Here is a 24,304-nt window from a genome sequence, read left to right as displayed (position 1 = left end):
CGTAAGTAATCTGGTACTTGCTTACTCCAGGCGATGTACCGCGTCTATACGCGTCCGTAACCGCCCTCTGTGGTGACGTAGTTTGCCCCTACGGTGGGCCGCGTTCAGCGGACCACCGCAGGGTGCGGAGTTTGCCCCTACCGGTCGGTATGTCTTGCTGCCATGATGGCGCGCAAGCCGTACACAGGGAGGAAGGCGCTCATGCTCAACCTGTCGATCGTCCTGGAGGACAGTGCCAGGGCCACGCCGGACGGCACGGCCATCGTCTTCGGTGACATGCGCCTGCCGTACTCAATGATCGACACCGTGGCGGCACAAGTGGCCAACCTGCTGGTCTCGCGCGGCATCGGCAAGGGTGACAAGGTCGCGCTGGCCTGCCCCAACCTGCCGTACTTCCCCTTCGTCTACTACGGCATCCTCAAGGCCGGGGCGACGGTGGTGCCCCTCAACGTGCTGCTGCAGTCGCGGGAGATCGCCTACCACCTTGACGACAGCGACGCCAAGGCGCTGTTCTGCTTCGAGGGCACGCCCGAGCTGCCGCTGGGCGAGCGCGGCAAGGCCGGCTTCGAGGCGGCCGAGGGGTGCGAGCACTTCTTCGTGCTGCCCGCCACGCCGCTGGCGACCGAGTCCGTGTACGGCGAGTCGATCTGGGCGGCGCTCGACGGCATGTCCGGCGTGTTCGAGACCGTGCAGACGGCGGCCGAGGACACGGCGGTGATCCTCTACACCTCCGGCACCACGGGCCAGCCCAAGGGCGCCGAGCTCAGCCACCAGAACATGCTGATGAACGCCATCGTCTGCGACCGGATGTTCCCGAGCGCCGAGGGCGGCGACGTGATGATGGCGGTGCTGCCGCTGTTCCACTCGTTCGGGCAGACGGTCGTGATGAACCAGGGGTTCCTGCGGCGGGCCACGGTCGTGCTGATGCCGCGCTTCGAGCCGGGCGACGCGCTGGCGCTCATGGCCAAGGAGGGCGTCACGTTCTTCGCCGGCGTGCCGACCATGTACTGGGCGATGCTGTCGAAGGTCCACGCGGACGGCGTCGCGCCGCCCGCGAGCCTGAAGACCGCCGTGGCGGGCGGCTCCGCCTCTCCGCTGGAGGTGCTGAAGGACTTCGAGAAGACCTTCGGCGTCGCCATCCTCGAGGGGTACGGCCTGTCGGAGACCTCGCCGGTGGCCAGCTTCAACCAGCCGGACCACCCCGCCAAGCCGGGCACGGTCGGCACCCCGATCTGGGGCGTGGAGATGAAGCTCATCGACAGCGACTGGAAGACGGTCGAGGGCGAGGAGCCGGGCGAGATCGCGATCCGCGGCCACAACATCATGAAGGGCTACTACGGCCGTCCGGAGGCCACGGCCGAGGTGATGCGCGACGGCTGGTTCCGCAGCGGCGACATCGCCACCCGCGACGCCGACGGCTACTACTCGATCGTCGACCGGTCCAAGGACATGATCATCCGTGGCGGGTTCAACGTCTACCCGCGCGAGCTCGAAGAGGTCCTGATGACCCACGAGGCCGTCTCGCTGGCCGCCGTCGTGGGCGTACCGCATGACTCGCACGGCGAGGAGATCAAGGCGTACATCATCCGTACGCCCGGCTCGACCGCGACCGAGGAGGAGCTGATCGCCTGGGCCAAGGAGAACATGGCGGCCTACAAGTACCCGCGTGTCGTGGAGTTCCGCGACGCGCTGCCGATGACCGCCACGGGCAAGATCCTCAAGCGCGAGCTCCGGTAGCCGCCCCGAAACCCGACCGGCTGTGACGGCGTGGCGCCGTCACGGCCGAGGTGCCGCGTGTGCGCCGCGCCGTCACTCGCGGGCGCCGCCCAGGGCGTCCATCGGGCGGGAGAGCAGCGCCATTCCCGCCGCCAGCAGGCCGCTCGCCAGCCCCATGACGGCGACACCCGCCAGTACCAGCGGGTATAGCGGCATCGGCAACCCGGTCAGCATCATGCTGCCCGACAGCGCCCCGTTGGCCCCGGCCAGCGCGACGCAGGCGATCACCGTCCCGACGACCACCCCGATCGCCAGCACGATTCCCGTCTCCCAGCCGATCATGCGGACGATCTGCCTGCGGCTCGCCCCGACCGCCCGTAGCAGCGCGAACTCCCTGGTCCTGGCCGCGGTCCCCATGACAAGCGTGTTCACCAGCGACACCGCCGTGAACGACACCAGCACGGCGAGCACCAGGTAGGTCCCGGTGATGTTCCGCTCGATCGACGTCTCGGCGGCCCCGCCGTACTCCTCCCGGTCCAGCGCCCGTACGGCCGGCTGCTCCCGCTCGAAGGCGGCCAGCGCCCGGTCCAGCTCGTCGGCGTGCCCCGGACGGGCGCGGACCAGGACGGCGCTGTCGAGCCCGGCCCGTACCCCGGCCCGTACCCCGGTCTGTGCCCCGGCCTGTGCCCCGGCCCGTGCTTCGGTGCGTGCTTCGGTGCGTGGGAGGACGATGTCGGCGAAGCCGAGCCCCCGGTCGAAGACGGCGCCCACGCGCAGGTCGACGGGGCTGCCGTCGGCCAGCCACCCGTGGAAACGGGATCCGACGTGCCAGCCGTGCTCACCGGCGTGGGTACGGCTGACCGCGACGGTCCCCGCCTCCTTGACGGCGGCGAGCGAGCCTTCCAGGACGCGCAGGTCGAGCACCTTGCCGATGGTGCCGGGGTCCACCAGCTGCGCGGGCACCACGTCGGGCGTGCCGAGAACGTACGACACGAACGAGGTCGCGCGCACGGCGGAGACCGTCTCGGCGCCGGGCAACCGCCGGGCCGCGTCGGCGACGCCGGGAGGCAGCCCGGGGCCGTTGCGTGGCACCAGGACGCGGTCCGCGACGACCCGTTCCCGGCCCTGGGCCGCCGAGGTGTCGTTCAGCACGGCGGTCACCAGCAGCGCGTACCCGGCCATGGCCACGCTGATCATGATCGCCGCCGCGGCCGACGACACCCGGCGGACGGCGGCGGCGGAGTTGGCATGCGCCAGCCAGCCGGTCGTCCGCGTGACGGCCCCGACGACCGCGCCGGCCGGCCGCTCGAGCACCCGCGTCAGGACCGGGGACAGCAGCCCGGCCGCGCCGATGAACAGGATGACCACCAGGGCCAGGAAGGCGACGCCGACCTCACCGCCGAGATGCTGGCTGAGCGCCAGGACAGCCGCCCCGCCGGCCAGCATGACCAGCGCGAACAGCAGGCGCGGCACGGTCATCACCCGCCGCGGCCCGACAGCCTCCTGGAGCGCCTCGGCCGGGCGGACCCGGGCCGCCTGGCGTACCGCGGTGAGCGCCGACAGCAGCGTCAGCAGCAGCCCGGCGCCACCCCCGATGACCAGCGGCAGCGGGCCCGTCACCACGACGAACTCCGGCGGCGCGAGCCCCTGCCCGACCAGCACGGCGCGCAGCAGATGCGCCAGCGGGACGCCCAGCGCGTAGCCCGGCAGGGCGGCCACCAGCGCCACCACGACCGCCTCCCCGGCGATCATGCGGCTGATCTGTCCCGGTGTGGTGCCGATGGCCCGCAGCAGCGCGATCTCGCGGCGGCGTTGCAGGATCGACAGGCCGAAGGTGCCGCCGATGACGAAGACGGCGAGGAAACCGCCGATCCCGGCCATCGGCCCGAACAGCTGCGTCGAGTACTCCAGCTTCTCCGCCGTCTCCGGCGCCCCCGCCCGAGCCCGCTCGCCCCCGGTCAGCACCCGCAGACCGGGATCCCGGAGGGTCTGGCGCAGGCGGTCCGCCAGCTCGGCGTCCGAAGTCCCGGGGCGGGCGAGCACTCCGGCGAATTCCACCGAACCGTCCGCGCCGGACAGCCGGGCGGCGGCCCGCTCGGTGAAGAAGAGCGCCGACTGCGTCGGCAGTCCGGCCCGGCCGCTGTCCAGCCGCGCCACGCCGCTGACCCGGAAACGCTGGGTGCCCGCCACGGTGACGACCCGTACCTCGTCCCCTGGGCGGACGGAGGCGCGCCGCGCCAGGTCGGCGTCGAGCACGACCTCGTCGTCCGCCTCCGGACCCCGCCCGGCGTTCAGCACGAACGGGGTGAGCCGCGCGACCGGCCAGCCGTGCCCCCACGACGGCCCGCTGCCCGGCCCGGCCAGGGCGACGCCGTGCCGGTTCACCGCCTGCGCGTAGAACGGCGTGTCAGCGACCACGGCCGCGACACCGGGCACGGCACGCAACTCGGCCAGCCGCGCCGCCGAGAGGCGGGGCGGTTCCTCCAGCGGCACAGCCTCCTCGTCGTCGCCCGAACCGACGTGCAGATCCGTATCGGCGCGTACGACGGCGGCCGTGGCCCCGAACCGGTCCACCTCGGGCGTCGCGCTCAGCCCCGACTGGATCATCATGAAGCAGGCCGAGATCAACGCCACCGCGACCAGCACGGAGGCGACGGACCCGGCGAACCCGATCTTGCGGGTACGGATGGTGCTCAACGTGAGGCGCAGCATGCCGTCACCCGCCCAGGCGCGTCAGCCGCGAGGCGACCTGGTCGGCGGTGGGCCGATCCATGCTGTCGACGATCGAGCCGTCGGCCAGGAAGAGCACCTGGTCGGCGTACGAGGCGGCGACGGGGTCGTGGGTCACCATCACCAGGGTCTGGCCGAGCGCGTCGACGACCTCCCTGAGCAGCGTGAGGATCTCCCGGCCTGTGGCGATGTCGAGCGCGCCCGTCGGCTCGTCACCGAAGACCACGGCCGGCCGGGTGATCAGCGCGCGGGCGATGGCCACCCGCTGCTGCTGGCCGCCCGACATCTCCGTCGGCCGGTGGCCGATCCGATGGCTCAGCCCGGTGCGCTTGACCAGGTCGGCCAGCCACTCCTGGTCGGCTCGGCGACCCGCCAGCCGCAGCGGCAGCGTGATGTTCTGCCGCGCCGTCAGCGCGGGGATGAGATTGAAGGACTGGAACACGAAGCCGATCCGGTCCCGGCGCAGCTTGGTCAGCTGTGACTCGTTCATCGTGGCCAGGTCTGTCTCGCCCAGCAACACGCGGCCGGATGTCGGCCGGTCCAGGCCCGCCGCGCACTGCAGCAGGGTGCTCTTACCCGATCCCGACGGTCCCATGATCGCGTTGAACGAGCCGGCCCTCAGCCCGACGGAAACGCCACGCAGCGCGGCCACGGCGCTCTTGCCCCGGCCGAAACGCCGGGTCACCTCTATCAGCCTGATGGCCGCCGTGGAGTCGAAGTCTTTCACCCTGGAATGCTGGCAACACCGGGCCGGGCTGCCCACCGGGCAGTCCCCCAATCCGCTCAGGGTTAACCCGGAAAGCTAGGCTGTCCCGCACTATGCGCGTCGTGCTGGCTGAGGACAGCGTGTTGTTCAGGCAAGGGCTGGCCAGGCTGCTCGGAGACTGCGGTGTCACGGTCTCCGCGGAGGTCGGCGACGCCGCGAGCCTGCTGACCTCGGTCCGGGCGGACCCGCCCGACGTGGTCGTCGTGGACGTACGGATGCCGCCCGGGTTCAACGCCGAGGGGCTGGAGGCGGCGCACCTCATCCGCAGGGAACATCCAGGGGTGGGCGTCCTGGTGCTGTCGAACCACATCGAGACGCGGCACGTGGTCGGCCTGCTGGGCGAGGACGCCCGGGGAGTGGGCTACCTGCTCAAGGACCGGGTCGCCGACGTCACCGAGCTGACCGACGCGCTCAAGCGGGTACGCGACGGGGCCACGGTGATCGATCCGGACGTCGTCCAGCGGCTCGTCGGCAGGCGACGCGGCGACGGCCCGGTCGCCCGGCTCAGCGGCCGGGAGCGGGAGGTGCTCGGGTTGATGGCCGAAGGCCGTTCCAACCAGGCGATCAGCCGCCGCCTGCACCTGAGCCCCAAGACGGTGGAAACGCACGTGCACAACATCTTCGTCCGGCTGGGCCTGACCGCGACGGAGGACGACCACCGTCGTGTCCTGGCCGTCCTGACCTATTTGCGCTCCTGACCGGCGAGCGGGATCTCGGCCGTCACGCGGGTGCCCTGGCCTGGTGGGCTGTGCACGTGCAGCAGGCCGTCGAGCGCGGCTACCCGGTCGGCGAGGCCGCGCAGGCCCGTACCTGACTCCGGCCGCGCGCCGCCCGTCCCGTCGTCCGTCACCTCCAGCAGCAGGACGCCATCACGCACGACGGCCCTGATCGACGCCTTGGACGCGTCCGCGTGCTTGGCCACGTTGGCGAGCGCCTCGGCGGCGACGAAGTAGGCGGCCTGCTCGGCGTCGGGCGGCAGCCGTCCGTCCGGCGCCTCCTCCACCACGGCGGGAACGGGCGAGCGCTCCGCGAGCGAGTGCAGCGCGGCGGCCAGCCCCGACTGGCTCAGGATGGCCGGATGGATGCCGCCCGCCAGCTCGCGTAGCTCGGCCAGCGCCGCCCGTACTCCCGTCACCGCCTCGTCGAGCAACTCCGCCACCTCGGCGTCGGCGTTGCGCAGCCGGGCGTGCCCGAGCAGCACCGCGAGGCCGGCGAGCCGCTGCTGGGCTCCGTCGTGCAGGTTGCGTTCGATGCGGCTGCGTTCGGCGTCGCCGGCGGCCACGATGCGGGCCCTGGACGCCCGCACCTCCACGAGCTGGGCGGCCAGCTCGGCCCGCATGCGCTCGTTCTCCACGATCAGCCGGGTGATGGCCGCCACCGACCGCACCGGCTCCGGGTCGAGGTCCAGCGCCGGGTCGTACAGGAGCACGGCGGCCGGTTCCCCACCGACCTCCAGGTACGCGGCGGACCGCGTTCCCGGGACGGTCAACGGATCGCCCGACACGCTGGCAGACCGCGTTCCCGGGACGGTCAGCGGATCGCCCGCCGCGTCGACGTACCCGTCGCCGGTCCAGTACCCGAGGCGCAGCGTCGGGTCGCGCAGCACGCTCGCGAGCGTCTTCTCCAATGCGCCGGGCGACAGGTCCAGCCCGGTCGCCAGCCGCGCCACCGCCGCCTGGTCGAGCCGGGCGCGCATGAGTCCCGCGAGCACCCCCAGCGGCCAGGTCGCCAGCGTGAGCAATTGCACCCCGTGCAGGACCGCCTGGAGAAGGGAGTTGGTGGCGTCCGGCCAGATGTAGACGGCCTGCCGGGTCCAGGTGGTGAGCAGCATCAGCCCGCCCGCCAGCGCGACCGGAGCGAACGTGTGGCGGCGCGGCGCGGGCAGCCGGACCAGCCAGCGCCAGCCGAGCATCGCCGTCATCCCCAGCCCGAAGAGCCACAGGAAGACGGCCACGGCCGCGATCAGCGGCCGCGAGACGTCCTCGCCGCCGGGCAGCAGCGGCAGGCAGGTGCAGCTGCCGTCGCCGAGCCGGCCGAACCGCAGCCAGACCGCCAGCGCCTGCGCCATGCCGAGGTACAGGACCAGGACCGTGGCCCGCTGCCTGCGCCCGACGGCCCTGCCTTCGGGCATGATCAGCACGACGTGCGCGAGCAGTGTCAGGGCCAGCCACCCGATCACGTTCCCGGTCAGCAGGGCCCAGCGTTCCGGAAGGTAGTTCACGCCCGACAGCAGCAGGCAGAGCCCCACCGCGGCCATCAGCCCGCCCGTACCGCCCATGGGCCGCCTGGCCCTGACGAAGAGGCCCGAGACGACGAATGACCAGCCGCCCGCGAGGCCCACGGCGAGCAGGGGCAGCTGGGTGAGGGGCGGCGTCGCGGCGTGGCTGAGCCCCCAGACGAGGTCTCCCGCCGTCGCCACGAGGGCGACGGCGAGCACGGCGATTCTGAAGATCCGCCCACTCTAACGAGCGGGCCCGCCGACCGACGTCACGGCGGCCCGCCCACGTCCATCACCCGCTCCGGCGGAGCGAGCGGCCCGCCCACGTCGATCAGTCGATCCGGGCTAGCTTGTCCGCTGAGCCACCACGGCCCGGCCCATGGCCGGGTCGTCGCAGAACGCGCCGTCCACGCCCAGGTCGAGCAGCCTGTTCAGCCAGCCCATCACGTCTCCGGTGGCGCGCGGGAAGGCGGGGCTGGCCGGGTTGCCCAGCCGGTAGTCGAGGGGGAGCTGGGAGTTCTCGTTGCGGACGGTCCAGACATGCACGTCCAGTCGCCTGCGGTGGGCGTCCTGGACGAGTGTGGTGGGCTCCGTCAGCTTGCCGTCCGCTCCCACGGGCACGACGCGGCGGGTGTCCACGCCGATCCCGTTCGCGTACGAGGCCACCTCACGCAGCCCTTCCGGCTTCACCATGTCGTCATAAGTACGCTGATCTCCGGCGGCGACCCAGTCGTACGGCGCCCCGCCGAACGTGATCAGCTGGATCAGCGGCAGCCTGGTCTTCTTGCGCAGCTCCCGCAGGTTCGCGGTCTCGAACGACTGGATGTACACCTTGCGCATGTGGTTGCTGTTGAGCGTCTCCAGCAGCGGCTCCTCCAGCGACAGGCCGATGGAGTCGAAGTACGTCGGATGCTTGGTCTCGGGATAGACGCCCACGCCGTGGCGCTGCGCCAGCCGCACGACCTCCTCGAACGTCGGGATCTCCGCCACCCCGTCGAAGGCCGTGTTGTCGGGCCGCAGGTCGGGCACGCGTTCCTTGGCCCGTAGCGTCTTCAGCTCGGCCAGCGTGAAGTCCTCGGTGAACCACCCGGTGATCGGCCGCCCGTCGACCGTCTTGGTGGCGCGCCGGTCGGCGAACTCCGGATGCGCGGCCACGTCGGTGGTGCCGGTGATGTCGTTCTCGTGCCTGGCCACCAGGATGTGGTCCTTGGTGGAGACCAGGTCGGGCTCGATGTAGTCGGCGCCCATGGCGATGGCCGCCTCGTACGAGAGCAGCGTGTGCTCGGGCCGGTGGGCACTGGCGCCCCGGTGCCCGATGACGACGGGGGCCTGGGCGCGGCGCTCGGCCGTGGCGGTGTTGGGCTGGAGCAGCACGACCGCGACCGTACCACCGGTCAGGACGGCCAGAGCGCTCGCGAATAATCTGCGCGTCAGCATGCCGCGTACGTTAGACCGGCAAAGTGGCCGGTGAGTGACCACCGGGCGCACAACCGTTGATCACCTGTTGCGCGGAAGGCCGCCGCGCGTCATCGAACACCTGTATGGTCCTGAGGCGTGCTGGCACTCTTCGACCTCGACAACACCCTGATCGACCGCCTGGACGCCTTCAAGCGCTGGGCCGCCGAGTTCGCCGCCGACAGGGGACTGGGCGCGCAGGATGTGGCGTGGATGATCGAGCTGGACGCTGACGGCTCCATCCCGATGAGCACGTTCTTCACCCACGTCCGCGAGCGGTTCGGGCTCGCCGAGTCGGCCGAGTCGCTGTGGCAGGGCTACCGTGACCGCCTGCCGCACCTCGTCACCTGCCGCCCGGCCGTACTCGAGTCCCTCGATCGCCTGCGCATGTCCGGCTGGCGGGTCGGCATCGTGACCAACGGCATGGCCGACAACCAGTCCGGCAAGATCCACCACAGCGGCCTGGTGGACCGGGTGGACGGCTGGGCCATCTCCGACGCCGAGGGCTTCAGCAAGCCGGACCGCGAGCTGTTCGAGATCGCCGCCCGCCGGTGCGACACCACGCTCGCGGACGGGGACTGGATGATCGGGGACGACGTGGAGAAGGACGTGGCGGGCGGACGCGGCGCGGGCCTGCACACGATCTGGATCGACCGCGGCCTGTCCCCGGGGTTATCCCCGGGGGCGGACCACAAGGTGACCGACGTACTGGAAGCGATCGCCCTGCTCGATGTCGACTATTAGCGGCTCTTCACGCCGGGACCCCGTTCCCCACGAACAACGGGAGCGATAGGTATGCGGCGATGGGTCCTCCGGCTGAGCGCGGCGCTCCTGATCCTGCTCGCCGCGGCCGCCGTCACGCCGCCGCTCACCGGGCTCGGCCGGCCGAGCGAGGCGGAGGTGCGAGACCGGCTCGCCATGGGCGAAGCTCCCGCCGTCGCCACCGGCCACCGCACCGGCATCGCCGCCCTCCTGCCCTTCGACGACGCCGCGCTGCTGCTGATCGGCGCCGCCCTCGCCGCGGCCGCGATACTGCTGCTCCTGGTCGGCCGCCGTCAGGGGATCGGCCCGCGAGAAGTCCTCCCGGTGCGGTGGCGACTGTCGCTGACACTGTGGAGCGTCGCCTTCGCGCTGGTGAGCATCCCGTACGCGAGCTCCCTGTTCTCTTCGACCACGACCGAGTACGACTTGTTCGCGATGTGGGGGAGCTGTCCCGGCTTCGAGGTCTACCTATCGGCCAGCTTCCTGCTGTCCCCCTTGCACCTCGTGCCGCAACCCGCGGTGGTGGCGGTGGGCTTCGGAGTGTGGGCGCTGCTGGTGCGCAAGGGCTACCGGCGGTGGGGCCGCGCGGTCGGCTGGGCCACAGTGATCCCCTTGGGGTTGTTCGGGGCGCTGGCCTTCTTGATGGCCGGATTCGACGCGGTCGCCGGTGAGGGATGCGCGCGAACCTGGGGTCAGATGTACGAGCCCGCCTCGTGGGCCTGGCAGCTCTACGATGTCGTCACCGCCGTTCTGATCATCGTGGCGGTACGCGTACGCCGCGTGCGATGGCCGTACCGGAGTCCGGACGTCCGCGTCGCCGTCACGCTCGCCGTCGTCCTGCTGCTGGTCACCGTGCCGCGCATGGACGCACCGATCGGGAAGATCACAGCGGCGAGCTCCTCGGCCTGCGAACCGTGGCAAACCGCCCGCTACGTCCCCGTGCGACCGTCCGCCGGGCAGCGCGAGCTCGCCTTCGTCTGCCTCGTCAGACAGGACGGTGAGCTGCCGGGGCAGTTCGCCGGTGTGCCCGATGATCGAGTGGTCGCGATCGGCCGGCGGCTGTGCGAGGCGGTCCTGCGCGGCGGCGCACCGAACCGGCTGGCCGAGGAGGGGCCGCTGGGGCCGTACCTGCGGAATTATGAGACGGTCGAGGCGCTCGCGTACTTGTGCCCGGAAGTCGAGCAGCGCCAGGACCTGCAGGCCGAGCAGCAACAGGACGCCAACGCCGCCTTCATCGCGAAGGCCCGCGCGCGCTGCGCCGAGGTGCCGAGACACCGGCCGTCGATCCGCGCGTCCCGGACCTACCGGGCCACGCTGTGGTCAGAGGCCGGCAGCATCAACGCGTACGAGGACGACCCGGACGACGACTTCCCCGCGCTCGACAACGCCTTCACCAACGGGCTGGTGGGGAGCGCGCCCGGGCAGCTCAGCATCCTGACCGCCGACGAGGCCATGCACGTGTGCGTCACCGGGGAGGCCTACCGCAGGCGGCCCCCCGTCGAGCTGAAGGGCTGGGAGAAGGTGGTGGAGGTGGGGTACCGCAGCGGCAACGGCGCCCTCACCTTCACCGGTGACGACGGGGTCGGCCTGAAGAACCTGGCGATCAACGGCCCGGGCCGCTACCGGGTTCGGGTGCACATGCGCGGCGCGAAGGCCGCGCTGAAGAGGGATGAGGATGCCCGGCAGGAGTTCCTCATCATGGTCTATCCGGGGAAGTCCGAGCGGCCCGCGCTACTGAAGTGACCTGGTTCGGCGATAGGCCATTACCCCAACACTTCGCGACACCCACTTCCGAAGACCAACGAACGGCGCGGTCAGAGCGATTGGTCACTCGAAGATGATCGACGATCTGCAGGACACGCCGGACACGCTCGCCGACAGTCGTGAATAGCCGCAATCCGCTCCTGCGCGCTCGAGCTCGTGCCTACTCTGGTCTCGACGATCGGTCGTGGAGGGACGCGTCCCCATGGGCAGAGCGCGCCGGAACAAGCGCACATCGGTCGGCCGCGACGTCGCGGCACAGCAGCAGGGAGGCGAGGCGTCTGATCCTGCCCGGTCGAAAGGGCTGCTTGCGTGGCTGGCGGGGATCGCCAGCGCCGTGGTTTTGGCCGCGTTCGGCGTCGTGTTCACCGAGTGGTACAACGCGCACGGCTCCGACACGGTCGAGCAGGTACGCGGCACCGCCCCGATCACCGTCGGTCAGGTGGCCGTCGACTATTCCGAGCGCGACACCGTCCTGCGCGAACCGGTGACCGACCCCGAGGACCGGGCGGTCATGCTCGCCGCCCACGCGGACAAGCAGCGTGAGACGATGCTGGCGCGCCACCGGATGGCCCCGATCGGCGGCATGAACGTCACAGTCGCGCTGACCGGCAACCGCAGCAGCCTGCGCATCGTGAACATCGAGCCGCAGGTCCTCACCCGCATGCCGGTGTCGGAGGGCGCCCGCCTGATCGTCATCAAGGGCGGCGAGGCGGGCACCGTCGAGATGGCCGCCGACCTCGACCGTCCCACGCCCCGGTTCACGAGCGGCGGCGAAACCCCGTACTTCCGGAAGAAGCAGATCGACCTCAAACGGGACGAGCCGGTCACGCTCAGCCTGAGCTTCTCCGGCAAGAAGGCGTACTACGAGTTCGATCTCCGGGTCACGGTGCTCGCGGACGGCCGTACGGAAGAGGTCGTGATCAAAGGGCCGGACGGAGGGCCGTTCCGGTTGAGCGGCGAGGCCGCTCGCTACCGGACCTACTACCGGCAGGCGCCGCAGGGAGGCTGGCAGCCGGTCTCCTGTCAGGGGCGCCGGACGTGCTGATCACCCGTTGCGTCAAGGCCCTGACGGCGCTCTCGGTGGCCGCCGCGCTCGCGGTCGCCGACGACGGGCGGCCTGCGCCGGAACTCATCGGGTGGAAGGCTGCCTGGTCGGTCCCCGCCGGGGAGGATGCCCTGCAGTCCCGCCTGTCCGGCGACAACCTGCTCTTGGAGACGCCAGGGACGGTGACCGTGCGCGACACCGATACCGGCGCGATCCGGCGTACCGTCTCCACCGCGGTCACGAACCCTACCGTCCTCTCCACCGAGGCCGGGATCCTCTTCTTCACCGATTCGACGAAGGGAGTGACCAACTGGGTCGTGCACGCGTACGATCTCGCCTCCGGCAGCGTCTTGTGGCGGCACGCGGTACCCGCGTCGGAGAACGGCGACCTCCCGCAGATCCAGGTGGTAGGGCGCGCAGCCGTCCTCTACCAGCGGAGATCCGGGCTGCTCTCGCTCGACGCCCGAACCGGCGGCGTCCAGGCACGCGCCGGCGACCTGCCGGACTGCGACGGGGTGATCACCGGCACCTCCCGGTCCGTGATGCTCCTGACCCGCTGCAAGAACGGCGGCGTCCAGCTCGCCTCCTACGACCCGCGCACGCTGCGCCGGAACTGGACGCGTCCGGTCACCACCCGGCACACCGCCGCAGACGACGGCGCGCGGCTCGGCTACGAGCAGCCGCCGGAGGGCTTCGTCGTCGCGGACGACGGCGCGTGGATCGGGTACGAGCAGGCGCCGGAGGGCTTCGTCGTCGCGGATGTACACGACGAGCGGTTCCTCTTCGCCGAGGACGGCACGCCGCGGCCTATCTCTGACCTGCCCATCTCTCACGGGCTCGGCGGCAACGGCCGCTGGAGCATGCCGTTGGAGGTCGGCCGTCATCCCGACGTCGAGGACTCCGCCGGATTCGACTCGAACAACGCGTGGCCGCTGCCCGGCTTCCTCATCTCGCGCGACCGCGATACCGGCCGTCTCGGCGCATTCCCCCTGGACAGGCCGCTCCCCCACTACATCACTCTCCTGGGGTCGACCTCGCACCTGGCCCTCATCCACAGTGACGCCCATGTCACCGCCTTCCGTCCCGTCTACGGACGTCCCACTGGGCCCGTCGCGCTCGGCGGCGTCCCGCCGGGCGACTGGCCGGACGCGTGCTCCTTGCTCACTCCGCGCGACGTCGCCCCCGGCGCCCGCTTCCTCCCCGGCCGCAGGTCGCTGGGCCGCCTCACGCTGCCCAAGCCCGTGACCTGCGACTGGGTGCCGCCCGAGGACGACCGCGGAGTCGTCTCGCTCTCCGTGAGCTGGGTGTCCCCGGACGCCGGCGCCCTCTTCGCCGCCGCGGCCGGGCAGATCAAGGGGCACGAGAGCTTCGACTACGACCCCACGATCGAGGGCGAGGGCATCTTCTCCTACACGGCCCACGGCCCCCGCGGGACCTTCGGCGCGACGCTCGTCAACGTGGGCCCGGTCATCGTCCATCTGACGTCGCCATCCAGGCTGGTCCAACGCCTGGCCGCGGCCCGGGTGCGCGACAACCTGATGGCCCGCTACCGGCCAGGGGAGCGCGTCCGTCCTCCGGCGCGGACGGGCGGCTGGACCCACCTCGCCGACGAGGGCGTCCGCGCCGACCCCGTGGTGGACGGCGATGTCGTCTACGCCGGCGCCGACGACGGGCTGTACGCCCTGGACGCCGCCACCGGCCGTATGCGCTGGAGGTCAGGACCGGCCGCGCCCATGCTGGTGGACGGCCTACTCTACGGCGCGAGGAGCGACGGGGTGGCGGCCGTCGACGCCGCCACCGGCCGGATGCGATGGAACCGCCAGTTTGACGCCAGTGACATCGTGATCCAGGCCGGCGGCGTGTACGCGGGCGTCGGCTTCACCCACGTCATCGCGCTGGACGCCGCCACCGGCAAGCAGCGGAGGCGATTCCGCGTCCCCGGCTCCCTGGGCAACGTGGCCGTGGCCGCCGGCACCGTCTACGTGAGCAGCCAGGAAGGTCGCGTGGGCAGCGAGCAAGGCCTGCTGTCCGCCCTCGACGCCAAGACGGGCGCCCTTCGCTGGCGCTCCCGTCTGGGCGCCGCCAACTCCATCCCGGCCGGTTACCTCACCGCGACCAAGGAGGCCGTCTTCGCGGTCACCGGCGCGAGGGTGGTCGCGCTCGACCCCGCCACGGGGAAGGCGCGATGGCGCGCCGGCTTCGGCGACCTCGTCCGGTACGACCCCATCATGATCGGCGGCACCGTCTACCTCGGCGACCTCGCCGGACGCACGTACGCGTTGGACACCGCCTCCGGCCAGGAGCGATGGAGGCTTACCACCGCAGGCGACAGCGGCCTCTGGAGCGTGACCGAGTCACGAGGGACGGTCTACATCGGCGGCCAGGACCTGCACGCCCTCGACCCCGAAACCGGGCAAGAACGGTGGAGCAGGCCGCTCACCGCCAAGGTGTCGGTCCACGGGGACACTGTCTTCGCCCGAGACGAGGGTGGCATGCTGCACGCGCTGGACGCGGCCACCGGCGCGCCCCGCTGGCGCTTCCAGACCGGCGGCCATTTCCAGACGCTGCCGGTCGTGGCCGACGGTCTTGTCTACGTCGGCAGCTCGAACGGCAACCTGTACGCGCTGCGCGCCACGGACGGACTCCCCGGGCCGAATCCGGCCGAGCTTGACCGGCGCCCCGGGTGAGTACGGGTCGTTCGGTGCGAATCACCGGTGAGCCGGCCACCCGGCTCGCGCTGCTGGAAACCCTGTCCGCGGCTGGCCGCCTGTGCCAGGCCTGTGGCTTTCGCGTGCATCGTCCGGGCGGCGGCCCGGCGCCGTCCTCCACACGCCGAAAACGCGTACGCGCTGCCTGCCGGGATCAACTCCCGGCAGGCGTCCCACACATCCGGCTCCATCGGCCGCTCGGGACGATGCCCCATCATGCCGCCGGCCTGACCCCCGACCTACATGATCGGAACCCTGACCAACAACATCATCAGAACACTCCTGGCTGCCGGGTCGCGACGTCGGTCGGGTCGCCCGCTACGTCCCCGTGTGACCGTCCGCCGGGAAGCGCGAGATCGCCGTCATCTGCGTCGTCAGGCATCGTGTGCGCACGCGCGTCACTCGTTCTGGGCGTCCCGAAGCTTCGGCACCGCCAGCCTCGCCGCCCGCTTGCTCAGGCCGGGCTCGAACGCCCCGAAGAAGCCGTCGCTCACCAGCAACGTGACGGCGTTCTTGACTCTGATGAGCACGACATCCGCCGCCTGAAGCTCGGCGTTCCTCGTCGCCATCGTCTCCTTGTACCTGATCCCGTACACCCAGTTCCCGACCGTACCGACGGAGAGCTTGGTGATGGCCGACTTGGCGCGCTTGGTCTTCGTCTTGGTTCCGGCGCAGTCCCGGACCATGACCTTGCCCACCGTCTGCCAGCCGGCCAGCTTGGCCGAGGTGCCGCTGATGGCGAACTGCTTGACGCCCGACGGCAGGCCCTCCTTGTCGATGTAGACGGCGGCCGGGCTGCTGAGAAGGGGCTTCAGCGCCCTCATCGCCCGCACGCACTTCTTCGTGTGGGCCGACTCGGCGTCCAACGCCTCCCGGATGTGCTTCGGATTGGGGGCGTAAGCGTCGCCCAGGTCCTCGGGTGTGATGAGGGCTTCACTCAACTGGGCCGAGGTCAGGGGCTTGTCGGGGGCGGTGGCCAGCGCGGGGGTGGCGGAGGCCAGAAGGAGGGCGGCGGCAGTGCCACCTAAGATCACGGAGCGCATGGGATCGCATCCTAGTGAGGTGATCACCGGGGGTCCCAGGTGTTTCGTCACACGACCGTCTCGATCTCGGTGGCGGTCCGTGGTGGCTGGGGTCCCTCGGGAGATGCCCCCTCTGGGAACGCGCGCGGAAGAAGACGGTCCGTTGTGGCTGAGGTCCCTCCAGAGATGCCCCCTCTGGGAACGCGGACGAAGACGGTCCGTTGTGGCTGAGGTCCTTCAGAATGGACATCCCCTCCCAGGGACGCCGTAGAGACCGCCTTTCTTCATTACGCCACTATGGCCGATGAGCGCGCCTTCCGCGCGATTTACAGCGCGCATGCGAATTGTCCACCAAGGCGCCATATATTCGCCACAATTTCGCCATACGACTGCATCCACCTGCGCAGATGTGAGATTTCAGCATCTTGAGCGGCGATTTGAACATCTACCTAAGCCCCGGCCCTTGTTGAGTAGGTTTCGATCATTTACTGTCCAGGTGATCAATTCACTCACCTTGGAGTGGCGGATGAAAAAGTGGGTTTTATCCTGCATCATCATGGCGTTAGCGGCCACGACAGGCGTGAGCGTGCCGGCCCATGCCACGTCGGCGAATCTGATTGACCAGCCCCCGACGATAGAGCCCGGGTTGAGCGCGCGGCTGGCCGCCGGTGCCAAGATCAGGGTGAATGTGATCACCAAGAGCCGGACGGATCTGCCTGAGGCGTCGAGTGCCGGTCAGGTGCTGCAGACGATGTCCCGGTTCCCCATGGTCACCTTGCGCGTCGACGCGGCGGCGGTGGACCGGCTGGCCAAGCTGCCGAACGTGGTGAGCGTGTCGGAGGACAAGCCCGTACCACCGGTGCTCGCCGAGAGCATCCCGCTGATCGGCGCGGACAAGACGCGGGCGGCCGGGTTGACCGGCGCGGGCAGCGTGGTGGCCGTGCTGGACACCGGCGTCGCCGTCAAGCACCCCTTCCTGGGCGGACGGGTGATCGAGCAGGCCTGCTTCTCCCCCATCGACGCCGACTACGGCGCCACCAGCCTGTGCCCGAACGGCACCGCCACGCAGACGGGAGCCGGCTCGGCCGACTCCGAGAGCGGGCCGTGCGCCGACGCGGCCCTCGACTGTGATCACGGCACGCACGTGGCCGGGATCGCGGTCGGCGACGGCACGAACGTGGCCGGCGCCCCGCCGGCCGGGGTCGCCCCTGGGGCCAAACTCGTCGCCATCCAGGTGTTCAGCAAGTTCACCACCGACGACTTCTGCGGGGTGGGCGCCGCGCCGTGCGTGCTGAGCTTCACCAGCGCCCAGGTGGCGGGACTGGAGAAGGTCCTGCAGCTGAAGGAGGCCGGTACGGCGCTGGTGGCCGCCAACCTGAGCCTGGGCGGCGGCCAGTACACCTCCGCGTGTGACACCGACCCGCGCAAGCCGGCCATCGACGCGCTCCTGGCGGCCGGGGTGGCCACGGTGGTCGCGGCCGGGAACAACGGCTACGGCGACGCGGTCAGCGCGCCCGCCTGTGTGCCCTCGGCCATCACGGTCGGCAGCACCACCGACACGGACGAGGTGTCCGCCTTCAGCAACCGCGGTCCGCTGCTAGACCTGTTCGCCCCCGGCACGTCGATCGTCTCCTCGGTGCCCGGCAACACCTTTGGGTCGCTGAGTGGTACGTCGATGGCCGCTCCGCACGTGGCCGGCGCGCTGGCCGTGCTCCGCCAGGCCTTCCCCCAGGCGAGCATCGGGCAGCTGGAAGCGGCCATGGAGAGCACGGGCAAGCCCATCGCCTATACCAGCGCCACCACGCCCCGCCTCCGGCTGGACAGCGCGGCCCTCCCGCCGACCCAGCCCACCGACGGCGCCCTCTGGCCGATGTACTTCTCCAACTTCAACGACTACGCCATCCCCGACCCGGGCAGTGTGGACTCGCCGATCGTGGTGAGCGACCTCCTCGGCAAGACCCCGTCCCAGGTGCACGTCTACGTCTCCATCCAGCACCCTTGGGTGGGTGATCTGAAGCTCTCCCTGATCAGCCCAGACGGAAAGGCATATGTGCTGAGGTCGCCGTCCTCGGACGGCAGCGATTTCATCGACGAGACGTACGACGTGGACATCAGCGCCGTGACGAAGCAGAACGGGACCTGGAAGCTGCGTGCCGCGGACGGCTGGTCACCCCATGCCGGCATCATCGATGCCTGGTCGATGGACTTCCCCTACTTCGAGAACTGGACCGAATACGCCATCCCGGACAAGGGCCGCCTCGTCAAATCGCCCATCACGGTCACGGGCTGGCTCCCGGGTAACGCACCCCAGAAGATGACGGTCTCCGTGGACATCAGTCATCCCTGGAGAGGCGACCTGAAGATCGATCTGATCGGCCCGACCGGCATCGTTTATCCGCTTCGCGCGGCGAACTCCAAAGACGACGCCGACCAGATCGAGGAGACCTATCCGGTGGATGGAAGATCCTCACCGGCCAACGGGACGTGGACGTTACGCGTCGAAGACGTCACAACCGGCGACACCGGCTACATCAACGGGTGGATGCTGAGGTTCTGAACCGTCGGCACCGGGTGTGAGGGGCCGGTGAGCCCCTCACACCTCAAGCCTTAAAATCGATAAGCCTTAAAATCGATAAGCCTCAAGTCGATAAACCTCAAGGCCAGTCGATCGACGGACGAAGCGGGACGCCGGAGTGTCCCTCCGAGTCCAGCTTGACCCCCAGCACCTGGTGCAGCTGCACCTTGTTGCGTTCGAAGCCCACGATGCAGCCCGCCATGTACAGGGCCCAGACGCGGGCGGTCCCCATGCCCACCTCCTGCACCGCGTCGGCCCAGTTGGCGTCGAGGTTGGCGCACCAGTGCCGGAGGGTCTCGGCGTAGTGCTCGCGCAGATTTTCCTCGTGGCGGATCTCGAAGCCGAGGTCCTCCATCTGCCTGACCAGGTAACCGACCGACTCCAGCTCGCCGTCGGGGAAGACGTAGCGGTTGATGAAGCCGCCCTTGTTGAACGTCTTCTCGGTGCCGGTCGGCCGGGTGATGCAGTGGTTGAGCAGGCGGCCGCCCGGCTTGAGCTTGCTGTAGAGGAAGGCGAAGTAGGACGGCAGGTTGCGCTTGCCGATGTGCTCCGTGAGACCGATGGAGCTGACCGCGTCGAATTCCGACTCGACGACGTCGCGGTAGTCCATGAAGCGGACCTCCGCCAGGTCCTCGAGGCCGGCCTCGACGATGGCCTTCTGGGCCCATTCGGCCTGCTGCTTGCTGAGGGTGACGCCCAGGGCCTTGACGCCGTAGTGCTTGGCGGCGTGCATGACCATGCCGCCCCAGCCGCAGCCGACGTCGAGCAGCCGCATGCCGGGCTTGAGGCCGAGCTTGCGGGCCACCAGGTCGAACTTGGCGTATTGCGCTTCCTCCAGCGACGACTCCTTGGTGGGGAAGACGGCGCAGGTATAGGCCATGGACGGGCCCAGGACCCACTCGTAGAAGCGGTTGGAGACGTCGTAGTGGTGGTGGATCGCCTCGGCGTCACGCTGCTTGGCGTGCCGGGAGCCGAGCTTGGCCAGCGTGCTCTGGCGGATCTCCTGCGGCGGCGCCGGGACGCGCATCATCAACGGCTTCAGGCCCAGCGATCGGACGGCCGCCACCTTCTCGGCGGTCGTCAGGTCGTTGGTGGTGATGTTCCACATGCGGTCGAGCAGTGTGTACATGTCGCCGTGGACGTCGATGTGGCCGGAGATGTACGCCCGGGCCAGGCCGAGCTCTCCGGGTGCCTGCGCGAGGTAGGCGACCGCTATCGGGGACTTCACCTCCAGGGCGAGGTCCGCGCCGTCCGGCCCCGCCTTGCTGCCGTCGTAGGCCATGAACGCGATGTTGGCCTGCGGGCCAACGATCTTCTCAAAGATGGATGCGAGAGCCATCTGCTCACCTTCCCCGTACACACTTGTCGTACAGGTCAAGCATTCGGCCGTTCGGGTCGTATTCCTGCTTGACCGGCCAGTAAGCATCGCCGTTGTACAGCTGCCAGAACTGCTCACGGGCGTAGAAAGAAGTCGAGTAAAGCGACTTGTGCCCGTCGAGCTCGTGCACAGAGTTCTCGATGAGACGGTTGTAATAACCGTCGAACTGCCCCCGTGGCAGTGGCACCATTCCCCAGAAGCCGAAGTTCACGTACAGCTTGCCGGGCTCCAGGGGGTAGAGCGGCCAGCGGGAGGAGGCCCGCAGCGGGCACATCCACACCGGCGTCATGCCGACCTTGTCGTGAAAGAACTCCAGGAACTCCGCGCCCCGCTCGACCGGGGTCTCGACGTCCTGGATGACCGATTCCTGGACGGGCTGGTCGCGCCATCTGTCGACCCGCGCGACCACCCCGTATTTCCGGTCGAGCGCGACCAGCCGCCGGTAGACGTCGGAACGCATCCAGCGGCGCGGCATCAGCGAGCGGACCACCGGCTGCTGCACGCCGAAGGCACGCGAGCACCAGAACCAGTCGGTGTCCCAGCGCCACAGGTAGTCGCGGATGCTCAGCCAGTCGCGGTTGCGCTGCCTGATGGACTGGTAGTAGATCCGCATGCCGGTGTAGTCGGAGGTGTAGGGCGCACGCTCGGCGAAGCGGCCGACCGTGAGATACATCTCCCCCGGCTCGAAGAAGACACCGTCGATGAAGTCGACGGGCTCCCCGTCATGCTCCATGCTGTCGCAGATCTCCTGCATGGCCAGCATGCACTTGTCGGCGTCGGTGAACTTGACGTGCGTCAGCTTGACGTAGGGCTGGACCTTCCTGAGCTTGATCCTGATGCGCAGGGCGTAGCCGAGCGTGCCGTAGGAGTTGGGGAAGGCCCGGAACAGGTCGCGGTGCTCGTTGTCGTCGCGGGCGACGACGATGCGGCCGTCGCCGGTCAGGATCTCGAGCTCCTCGACCGACTCGTGCGGCAGCCCGTCTCTGAAGCTGGTCGACTCGATGCCGAGCCCCGTCACCGCGCCGCCCAGCGTGATCGTCTTGAGCTGGGGCACCACATAGGGCATGAGCCCGTGCGGCAGCGTGGCGTCGACCAGGTGCTCGTAGGTCGTCATGCCCTGGACCTCGGCCGTCATCGTCACCGGGTCGACACTGATGACCTCGTCGAGCTCCCTGGCGGAGAGCTTGGCGGTCTTGCCCGAGTCGCGGAATCTGAAGAGGTTGGACGTGGCCTTGGACAGCCGGGGCGAAGCGTCCCCCGGGATCTCCGCGTACGACTGCCTGATGTGCTCTACTGCCCGTCGGTGTGTCGACATCGTTGTCGTCACGGAAGCACCCCCTTGAGCCGGTAGAGATCGTCCGTAAGAAGGTATCTCCCTGGACTGACATCGACCAGACCGGGGTCGTTAAAGACTCGAAAACTGTTTATCGTGCCCGGTCGAATGCCTACGCGGTGGGCGAACCCGGAAACTTCCGGCAGATGATCGGCGAGACCCCGTTGATCACGTTGGCCACCTCGTGGCCGTCCAGCGCGGCCGTGAGGTTGGCCATCGTGGCCGTGAGCAGGCGTCCGGTGGACTCCGGCGTCACTCCGGCGACGTGCGGCGACAGCAGCACGCCGTCGATCTCGCGCAGCGGGTCGCCGTCGGGCAGGGGCTCGATGTCGAACACGTCGAGCGCGGCGCCGCCGAGATGCCCGTCGGTGAGCGCGCCGGCCAGCGCCACCTGGTCGACGACCCCGCCCCTGGCCGCGTTGACCAGTAACGCGCCCTGCTTCAGCCGCCTGGGGTCGATCAGGCCACGAGTCTCGTCGGACAGCGCGATCACCACGACGACCACGTCGGAGTCGGACAGCAGCGGTGCCAGCTCCTGGTAGCCCGGCTCGGCGCGAGGCGTGCGGGTCCAGTAGGACACCTGGCAGCCGAACGCCCGGAACAGCCGGGCGCAGGCCGCGCCGATCGGACCGTAGCCGACGATGCCCACCTGCCGGCCGTGCAGCTCGCGGGGCTGCAGCCCCTGCTGCGGCCAGTGGCCCGCGCGGACGGCGGCGTCGGCCTCGGCGAGCTTGCGCGACAGCGACAGGGCGGCGGCCAGGCACCACTCGGACACCGCGACGGCGCTGACGCCCGCCGTGTTGGCCAGCGGCACGCCCGCGGCGGCCAGCGCGGTTAGGTCGTGGCCGTCGACGCCGACCGAGGGCTGCTGGACGAAGGCCAGCCGGGGCGCGGCGGCCACCGCCTCGGCGTCGAGCGCCAGCAGCGCCGTCCAGTCGCCGAGCACGATCTCCGCCTCGGCCAGCGAGGCGAGGAGCGCGGCGCGGTCGCGGGCCGGCGGCACCCGCACGGCCACCCGGTCGCCGAGCGGCGCGAGCAACTGCCGCAGCACCTCCTCGGGGAGCGGCGCCAGCGCGAGCAGATTCCAAGGCGTCATGCCACACCACCGGCACTCTGATTCCGGGGCGTCATGCCATCACCGGCATGACCGTGGAGGGGTTACTCATGCCGCTACCGTAAAGCTGGCGATCACCTGCCGCATCAACCCCTGGTCTTGTTTCCAGCGCGCCTCGGTGGCCGTCCACGACAGGACGTAGGCGGTGTCCCCGATCGCCACCGCCCGCTGCACCTCGTGGTACTTCACGCCCTGCGTGCTCCACGGCGCGTCGCCGGTCGGCCCCGCCGTGTAGGTGAACTCCCATTCCACGGCCTTGGTCCCCTGGTGGGTGACGGACCTGCGGCGCAGGGTCCGAACGTCCTGGTCGTTCTGCCCGGCGGTCTCCTGCGAGTCGCGGATGATCTGGTTCGGGTCCGGGTTGACGTAGATGGCCTGGACGCCGAAGTGCCCGCTCCGGTCCCGGCGCGTCCACTCGGTGTAGGCCTCCTTGCGGGCGCCCCGCCAGCCGATGGGCCGCATGATGGACCAGCCGTCGGGGGACTTCCAGGCCCGTACCGTCGCCACCACCCTGGTCGGGGTGGGCGTCGGGGTGGGGGTGGGCGTCGCGCTGGTCTCGGCGCTGGGCGGCGGCGTGCTCGGCGGCGCGCTGGCCACGGCGCTCTGCGTGACGCGCGGCGCGCCTTCCGCCGACCCGCTGAACTTGAAGAAGGCGAACCCGCCGCCGGCGACCACCAGCACCGCCGCCGCTGCCGCCGCGAGGAGGGTACGGCCGCCGCGGGGCGGCTTCGGCTCCACCACGACCCGGTCGGCGTTCGGCTGCTTGGCGGCGACGACGGCGGCCAGCAGCGCGTCTGCCTGCTCGGCGTTGACCCGTTCGTGCGGCTCCTTGCGTAGCAGCCCTTGCAGGACCGGGTGCATGATCGGCGGGATCCGGCGGTAGTCCGGCTCCTCGCTCAGCAGCGCGTTCAGCGTGGCCATGGGATCGCCGCGCTCGAACGGCGACCGGCCGACCAGCGTGGCGTAGAGCGTGGCCCCGAGCGACCACAGGTCGGAGGCGGGCCCGGACTCGGCCGCGCGCACCCGTTCGGGAGCCAGGAAGCTCGGCGAGCCGGTCACCATCCCGGTCTGGGTGAGCGACGCGTCTCCTTCGGCGGTGGCGATGCCGAAGTCGGTGAGCACGGCCCGGCCGTCGTCGGTGAGCAGGATGTTGCTCGGCTTGACGTCGCGGTGCAGGATCCCGACCTCGTGCGCGGCCCGCAACGCCGACAGCACCTGGCGGCCCACGTCGGCCGCCTGCCGTACCGGAAGAGCGCCGGAGGTGGCGACGACCTCCTCCACCGAGGGGTGGCGTACCAGCTCCATGATGATCCACGGCCGGCCGTCCTCCTCGACCACGTCGTAGATCGCGACGACGGACGGGTGGTTCAGCCGTGCCGCCATACGCGCCTCGCGGGCGGTACGGAGCAGCTGCCGTTCCTGGTCGGCCCGGGGCAGTCCCGCGGGCAGGAGCACTTCCTTAACGGCGATCTGCCGGTTGAGCAGTGTGTCGCGGCCTTCCCAGACCACGCCCATACCGCCGCGCCCCAGTTCGCGCAGTAACTGGTAGCGCTTGGCCACCAGCTGGTTGCTATCCGAAACCATGTCCAACCCTTGTAGACCCACCCGAACAGTGGGCAAGTTTCCCATACCTCGCGTATGTCTGCCTGGAGGTCGGGAAGGCGTCTTGCCAGAGGTCACCGAATGTTGTTCTACTGAGGCCAGCCGAGTCGTAGGAG

At 70.2% G+C, this 24,304-nt stretch carries 16 protein-coding genes; 7 read left to right on the top strand and 9 right to left on the bottom strand.

Going from position 1 to position 24,304, the window contains the following annotated elements; all coding sequences use genetic code 11:
• The first annotated feature begins 201 nt into the window (after positions 1 to 201).
• Positions 202 to 1,737, top strand: coding sequence for a long-chain fatty acid--CoA ligase (locus AB0C30_RS06040; RefSeq protein WP_357941462.1), 1,536 nt, complete (start codon positions 202 to 204; stop codon positions 1,735 to 1,737).
• Between the two features lie 72 nt (positions 1,738 to 1,809).
• Here the strand turns inward: AB0C30_RS06040 and AB0C30_RS06035 are convergent, their stop codons facing one another.
• Positions 1,810 to 4,428, bottom strand: a complete 2,619-nt coding sequence (locus tag AB0C30_RS06035) for an ABC transporter permease (RefSeq protein ID WP_357940121.1) — start codon at positions 4,426 to 4,428, stop codon at positions 1,810 to 1,812.
• A gap of 4 nt (positions 4,429 to 4,432) precedes the next feature.
• Positions 4,433 to 5,173: an ABC transporter ATP-binding protein gene (locus AB0C30_RS06030; protein ID WP_357940119.1), complete on the bottom strand. Its 741-nt coding sequence runs from the start codon at positions 5,171 to 5,173 to the stop codon at positions 4,433 to 4,435.
• A gap of 92 nt (positions 5,174 to 5,265) precedes the next feature.
• Between AB0C30_RS06030 and AB0C30_RS06025 the strand changes: the two genes are divergently transcribed.
• On the top strand, positions 5,266 to 5,910 hold the full coding sequence (locus AB0C30_RS06025; protein WP_357940117.1) for a response regulator transcription factor: 645 nt from the start codon (positions 5,266 to 5,268) through the stop codon (positions 5,908 to 5,910).
• On the opposite strand, the gene AB0C30_RS06020 is transcribed toward AB0C30_RS06025, so the two are convergent.
• Both AB0C30_RS06020 and AB0C30_RS06015 read right to left on the bottom strand, forming a co-directional pair.
• Positions 5,895 to 7,649: a sensor histidine kinase gene (locus AB0C30_RS06020; RefSeq protein ID WP_357940115.1), complete on the bottom strand. Its 1,755-nt coding sequence runs from the start codon at positions 7,647 to 7,649 to the stop codon at positions 5,895 to 5,897. The two genes, AB0C30_RS06025 and AB0C30_RS06020, sit on opposite strands and share 16 nt — an antisense overlap.
• Before the next feature lie 126 nt (positions 7,650 to 7,775).
• Positions 7,776 to 8,867 (bottom strand): glycerophosphodiester phosphodiesterase, encoded by a 1,092-nt coding sequence (locus tag AB0C30_RS06015; protein WP_357940113.1) that lies wholly within the window; start codon positions 8,865 to 8,867, stop codon positions 7,776 to 7,778.
• A gap of 117 nt (positions 8,868 to 8,984) precedes the next feature.
• Here AB0C30_RS06015 and AB0C30_RS06010 point away from each other — a divergent pair, with 117 nt between their 5' ends.
• The 4 genes from AB0C30_RS06010 (at position 8,985) to AB0C30_RS05995 (ending at position 15,143) form a co-directional block, all read left to right on the top strand.
• Positions 8,985 to 9,629 (top strand): HAD family hydrolase, encoded by a 645-nt coding sequence (locus AB0C30_RS06010; protein WP_357940111.1) that lies wholly within the window; start codon positions 8,985 to 8,987, stop codon positions 9,627 to 9,629.
• Between the two features lie 51 nt (positions 9,630 to 9,680).
• Positions 9,681 to 11,390 carry a hypothetical protein gene (locus tag AB0C30_RS06005; protein ID WP_357940109.1) on the top strand — a complete coding sequence of 570 codons (1,710 nt, stop codon included), beginning with the start codon at positions 9,681 to 9,683 and terminating at the stop codon, positions 11,388 to 11,390.
• A gap of 223 nt (positions 11,391 to 11,613) precedes the next feature.
• Positions 11,614 to 12,456, top strand: a complete 843-nt coding sequence (locus tag AB0C30_RS06000; protein ID WP_357940107.1) for a hypothetical protein — start codon at positions 11,614 to 11,616, stop codon at positions 12,454 to 12,456.
• On the top strand, positions 12,450 to 15,143 hold the full coding sequence (locus AB0C30_RS05995; protein ID WP_357940105.1) for a PQQ-binding-like beta-propeller repeat protein: 2,694 nt from the start codon (positions 12,450 to 12,452) through the stop codon (positions 15,141 to 15,143). Before AB0C30_RS06000 ends, AB0C30_RS05995 begins: the two co-directional genes overlap by 7 nt.
• A 419-nt stretch (positions 15,144 to 15,562) precedes the next feature.
• Here AB0C30_RS05995 and AB0C30_RS05990 read toward each other — a convergent pair whose 3' ends face one another.
• Positions 15,563 to 16,207, bottom strand: coding sequence for a hypothetical protein (locus AB0C30_RS05990; RefSeq protein ID WP_357940103.1), 645 nt, complete (start codon positions 16,205 to 16,207; stop codon positions 15,563 to 15,565).
• 625 nt (positions 16,208 to 16,832) lie between these two features.
• Between AB0C30_RS05990 and AB0C30_RS05985 the strand changes: the two genes are divergently transcribed.
• Complete coding sequence (locus AB0C30_RS05985; RefSeq protein WP_357940101.1) at positions 16,833 to 18,743, top strand: S8 family serine peptidase; 1,911 nt, start codon at positions 16,833 to 16,835, stop codon at positions 18,741 to 18,743.
• Between the two features lie 97 nt (positions 18,744 to 18,840).
• On the opposite strand, the gene AB0C30_RS05980 is transcribed toward AB0C30_RS05985, so the two are convergent.
• The 4 genes from AB0C30_RS05980 to AB0C30_RS05965 all read right to left on the bottom strand — a co-directional run bounded on the left by AB0C30_RS05980 (position 18,841) and on the right by AB0C30_RS05965 (position 24,170).
• The gene (locus tag AB0C30_RS05980) at positions 18,841 to 20,100 is read right to left on the bottom strand and encodes a cyclopropane-fatty-acyl-phospholipid synthase family protein (RefSeq protein ID WP_357940099.1); all 1,260 of its coding nucleotides are present in this window, start codon (positions 20,098 to 20,100) and stop codon (positions 18,841 to 18,843) included.
• Positions 20,101 to 20,104: 4 nt separating this feature from the next.
• A complete protein-coding gene (locus tag AB0C30_RS05975; protein WP_357941460.1) occupies positions 20,105 to 21,454 on the bottom strand; it encodes an FAD-binding oxidoreductase in 1,350 nt (449 codons plus the stop codon).
• A 130-nt stretch (positions 21,455 to 21,584) separates the two neighbouring features.
• Entirely contained in the window at positions 21,585 to 22,568 is a 984-nt protein-coding gene (locus AB0C30_RS05970) for an NAD(P)-dependent oxidoreductase (RefSeq protein WP_357940097.1), read from the bottom strand.
• 66 nt (positions 22,569 to 22,634) lie between these two features.
• Positions 22,635 to 24,170: a serine/threonine-protein kinase gene (locus AB0C30_RS05965; RefSeq protein WP_357940095.1), complete on the bottom strand. Its 1,536-nt coding sequence runs from the start codon at positions 24,168 to 24,170 to the stop codon at positions 22,635 to 22,637.
• Positions 24,171 to 24,304: the final 134 nt, after the last annotated feature.

This window comes from Nonomuraea sp. NPDC048901 (assembly GCF_040649695.1).
In the GTDB taxonomy this organism is placed as follows: domain Bacteria; phylum Actinomycetota; class Actinomycetes; order Streptosporangiales; family Streptosporangiaceae; genus Nonomuraea.
The sequence above is the reverse complement of the archived record's forward strand: the minus strand, read 5'-3'. Positions and strand labels throughout refer to the sequence as shown.

What these genes read in the sequence shown, in the direction of transcription:
- AB0C30_RS05990 (WP_357940103.1), bottom strand. Translation starts at nt 16,207, where the DNA reads ATGCGCTCCGTGATCTTAGGTGGCACTGCCGCCGCCCTCCTTCTGGCC.
- AB0C30_RS05970 (WP_357940097.1), bottom strand. Translation starts at nt 22,568, where the DNA reads ATGACGCCTTGGAATCTGCTCGCGCTGGCGCCGCTCCCCGAGGAGGTG.
- AB0C30_RS05980 (WP_357940099.1), bottom strand. Translation starts at nt 20,100, where the DNA reads ATGGCTCTCGCATCCATCTTTGAGAAGATCGTTGGCCCGCAGGCCAAC.
- AB0C30_RS06005 (WP_357940109.1), top strand. Translation starts at nt 9,681, where the DNA reads ATGCGGCGATGGGTCCTCCGGCTGAGCGCGGCGCTCCTGATCCTGCTC.
- AB0C30_RS06025 (WP_357940117.1), top strand. Translation starts at nt 5,266, where the DNA reads ATGCGCGTCGTGCTGGCTGAGGACAGCGTGTTGTTCAGGCAAGGGCTG.
- AB0C30_RS06040 (WP_357941462.1), top strand. Translation starts at nt 202, where the DNA reads ATGCTCAACCTGTCGATCGTCCTGGAGGACAGTGCCAGGGCCACGCCG.
- AB0C30_RS05975 (WP_357941460.1), bottom strand. Translation starts at nt 21,454, where the DNA reads ATGTCGACACACCGACGGGCAGTAGAGCACATCAGGCAGTCGTACGCG.
- AB0C30_RS05965 (WP_357940095.1), bottom strand. Translation starts at nt 24,170, where the DNA reads ATGGTTTCGGATAGCAACCAGCTGGTGGCCAAGCGCTACCAGTTACTG.
- AB0C30_RS06035 (WP_357940121.1), bottom strand. Translation starts at nt 4,428, where the DNA reads ATGCTGCGCCTCACGTTGAGCACCATCCGTACCCGCAAGATCGGGTTC.
- AB0C30_RS06000 (WP_357940107.1), top strand. Translation starts at nt 11,614, where the DNA reads ATGGGCAGAGCGCGCCGGAACAAGCGCACATCGGTCGGCCGCGACGTC.
- AB0C30_RS06015 (WP_357940113.1), bottom strand. Translation starts at nt 8,867, where the DNA reads ATGCTGACGCGCAGATTATTCGCGAGCGCTCTGGCCGTCCTGACCGGT.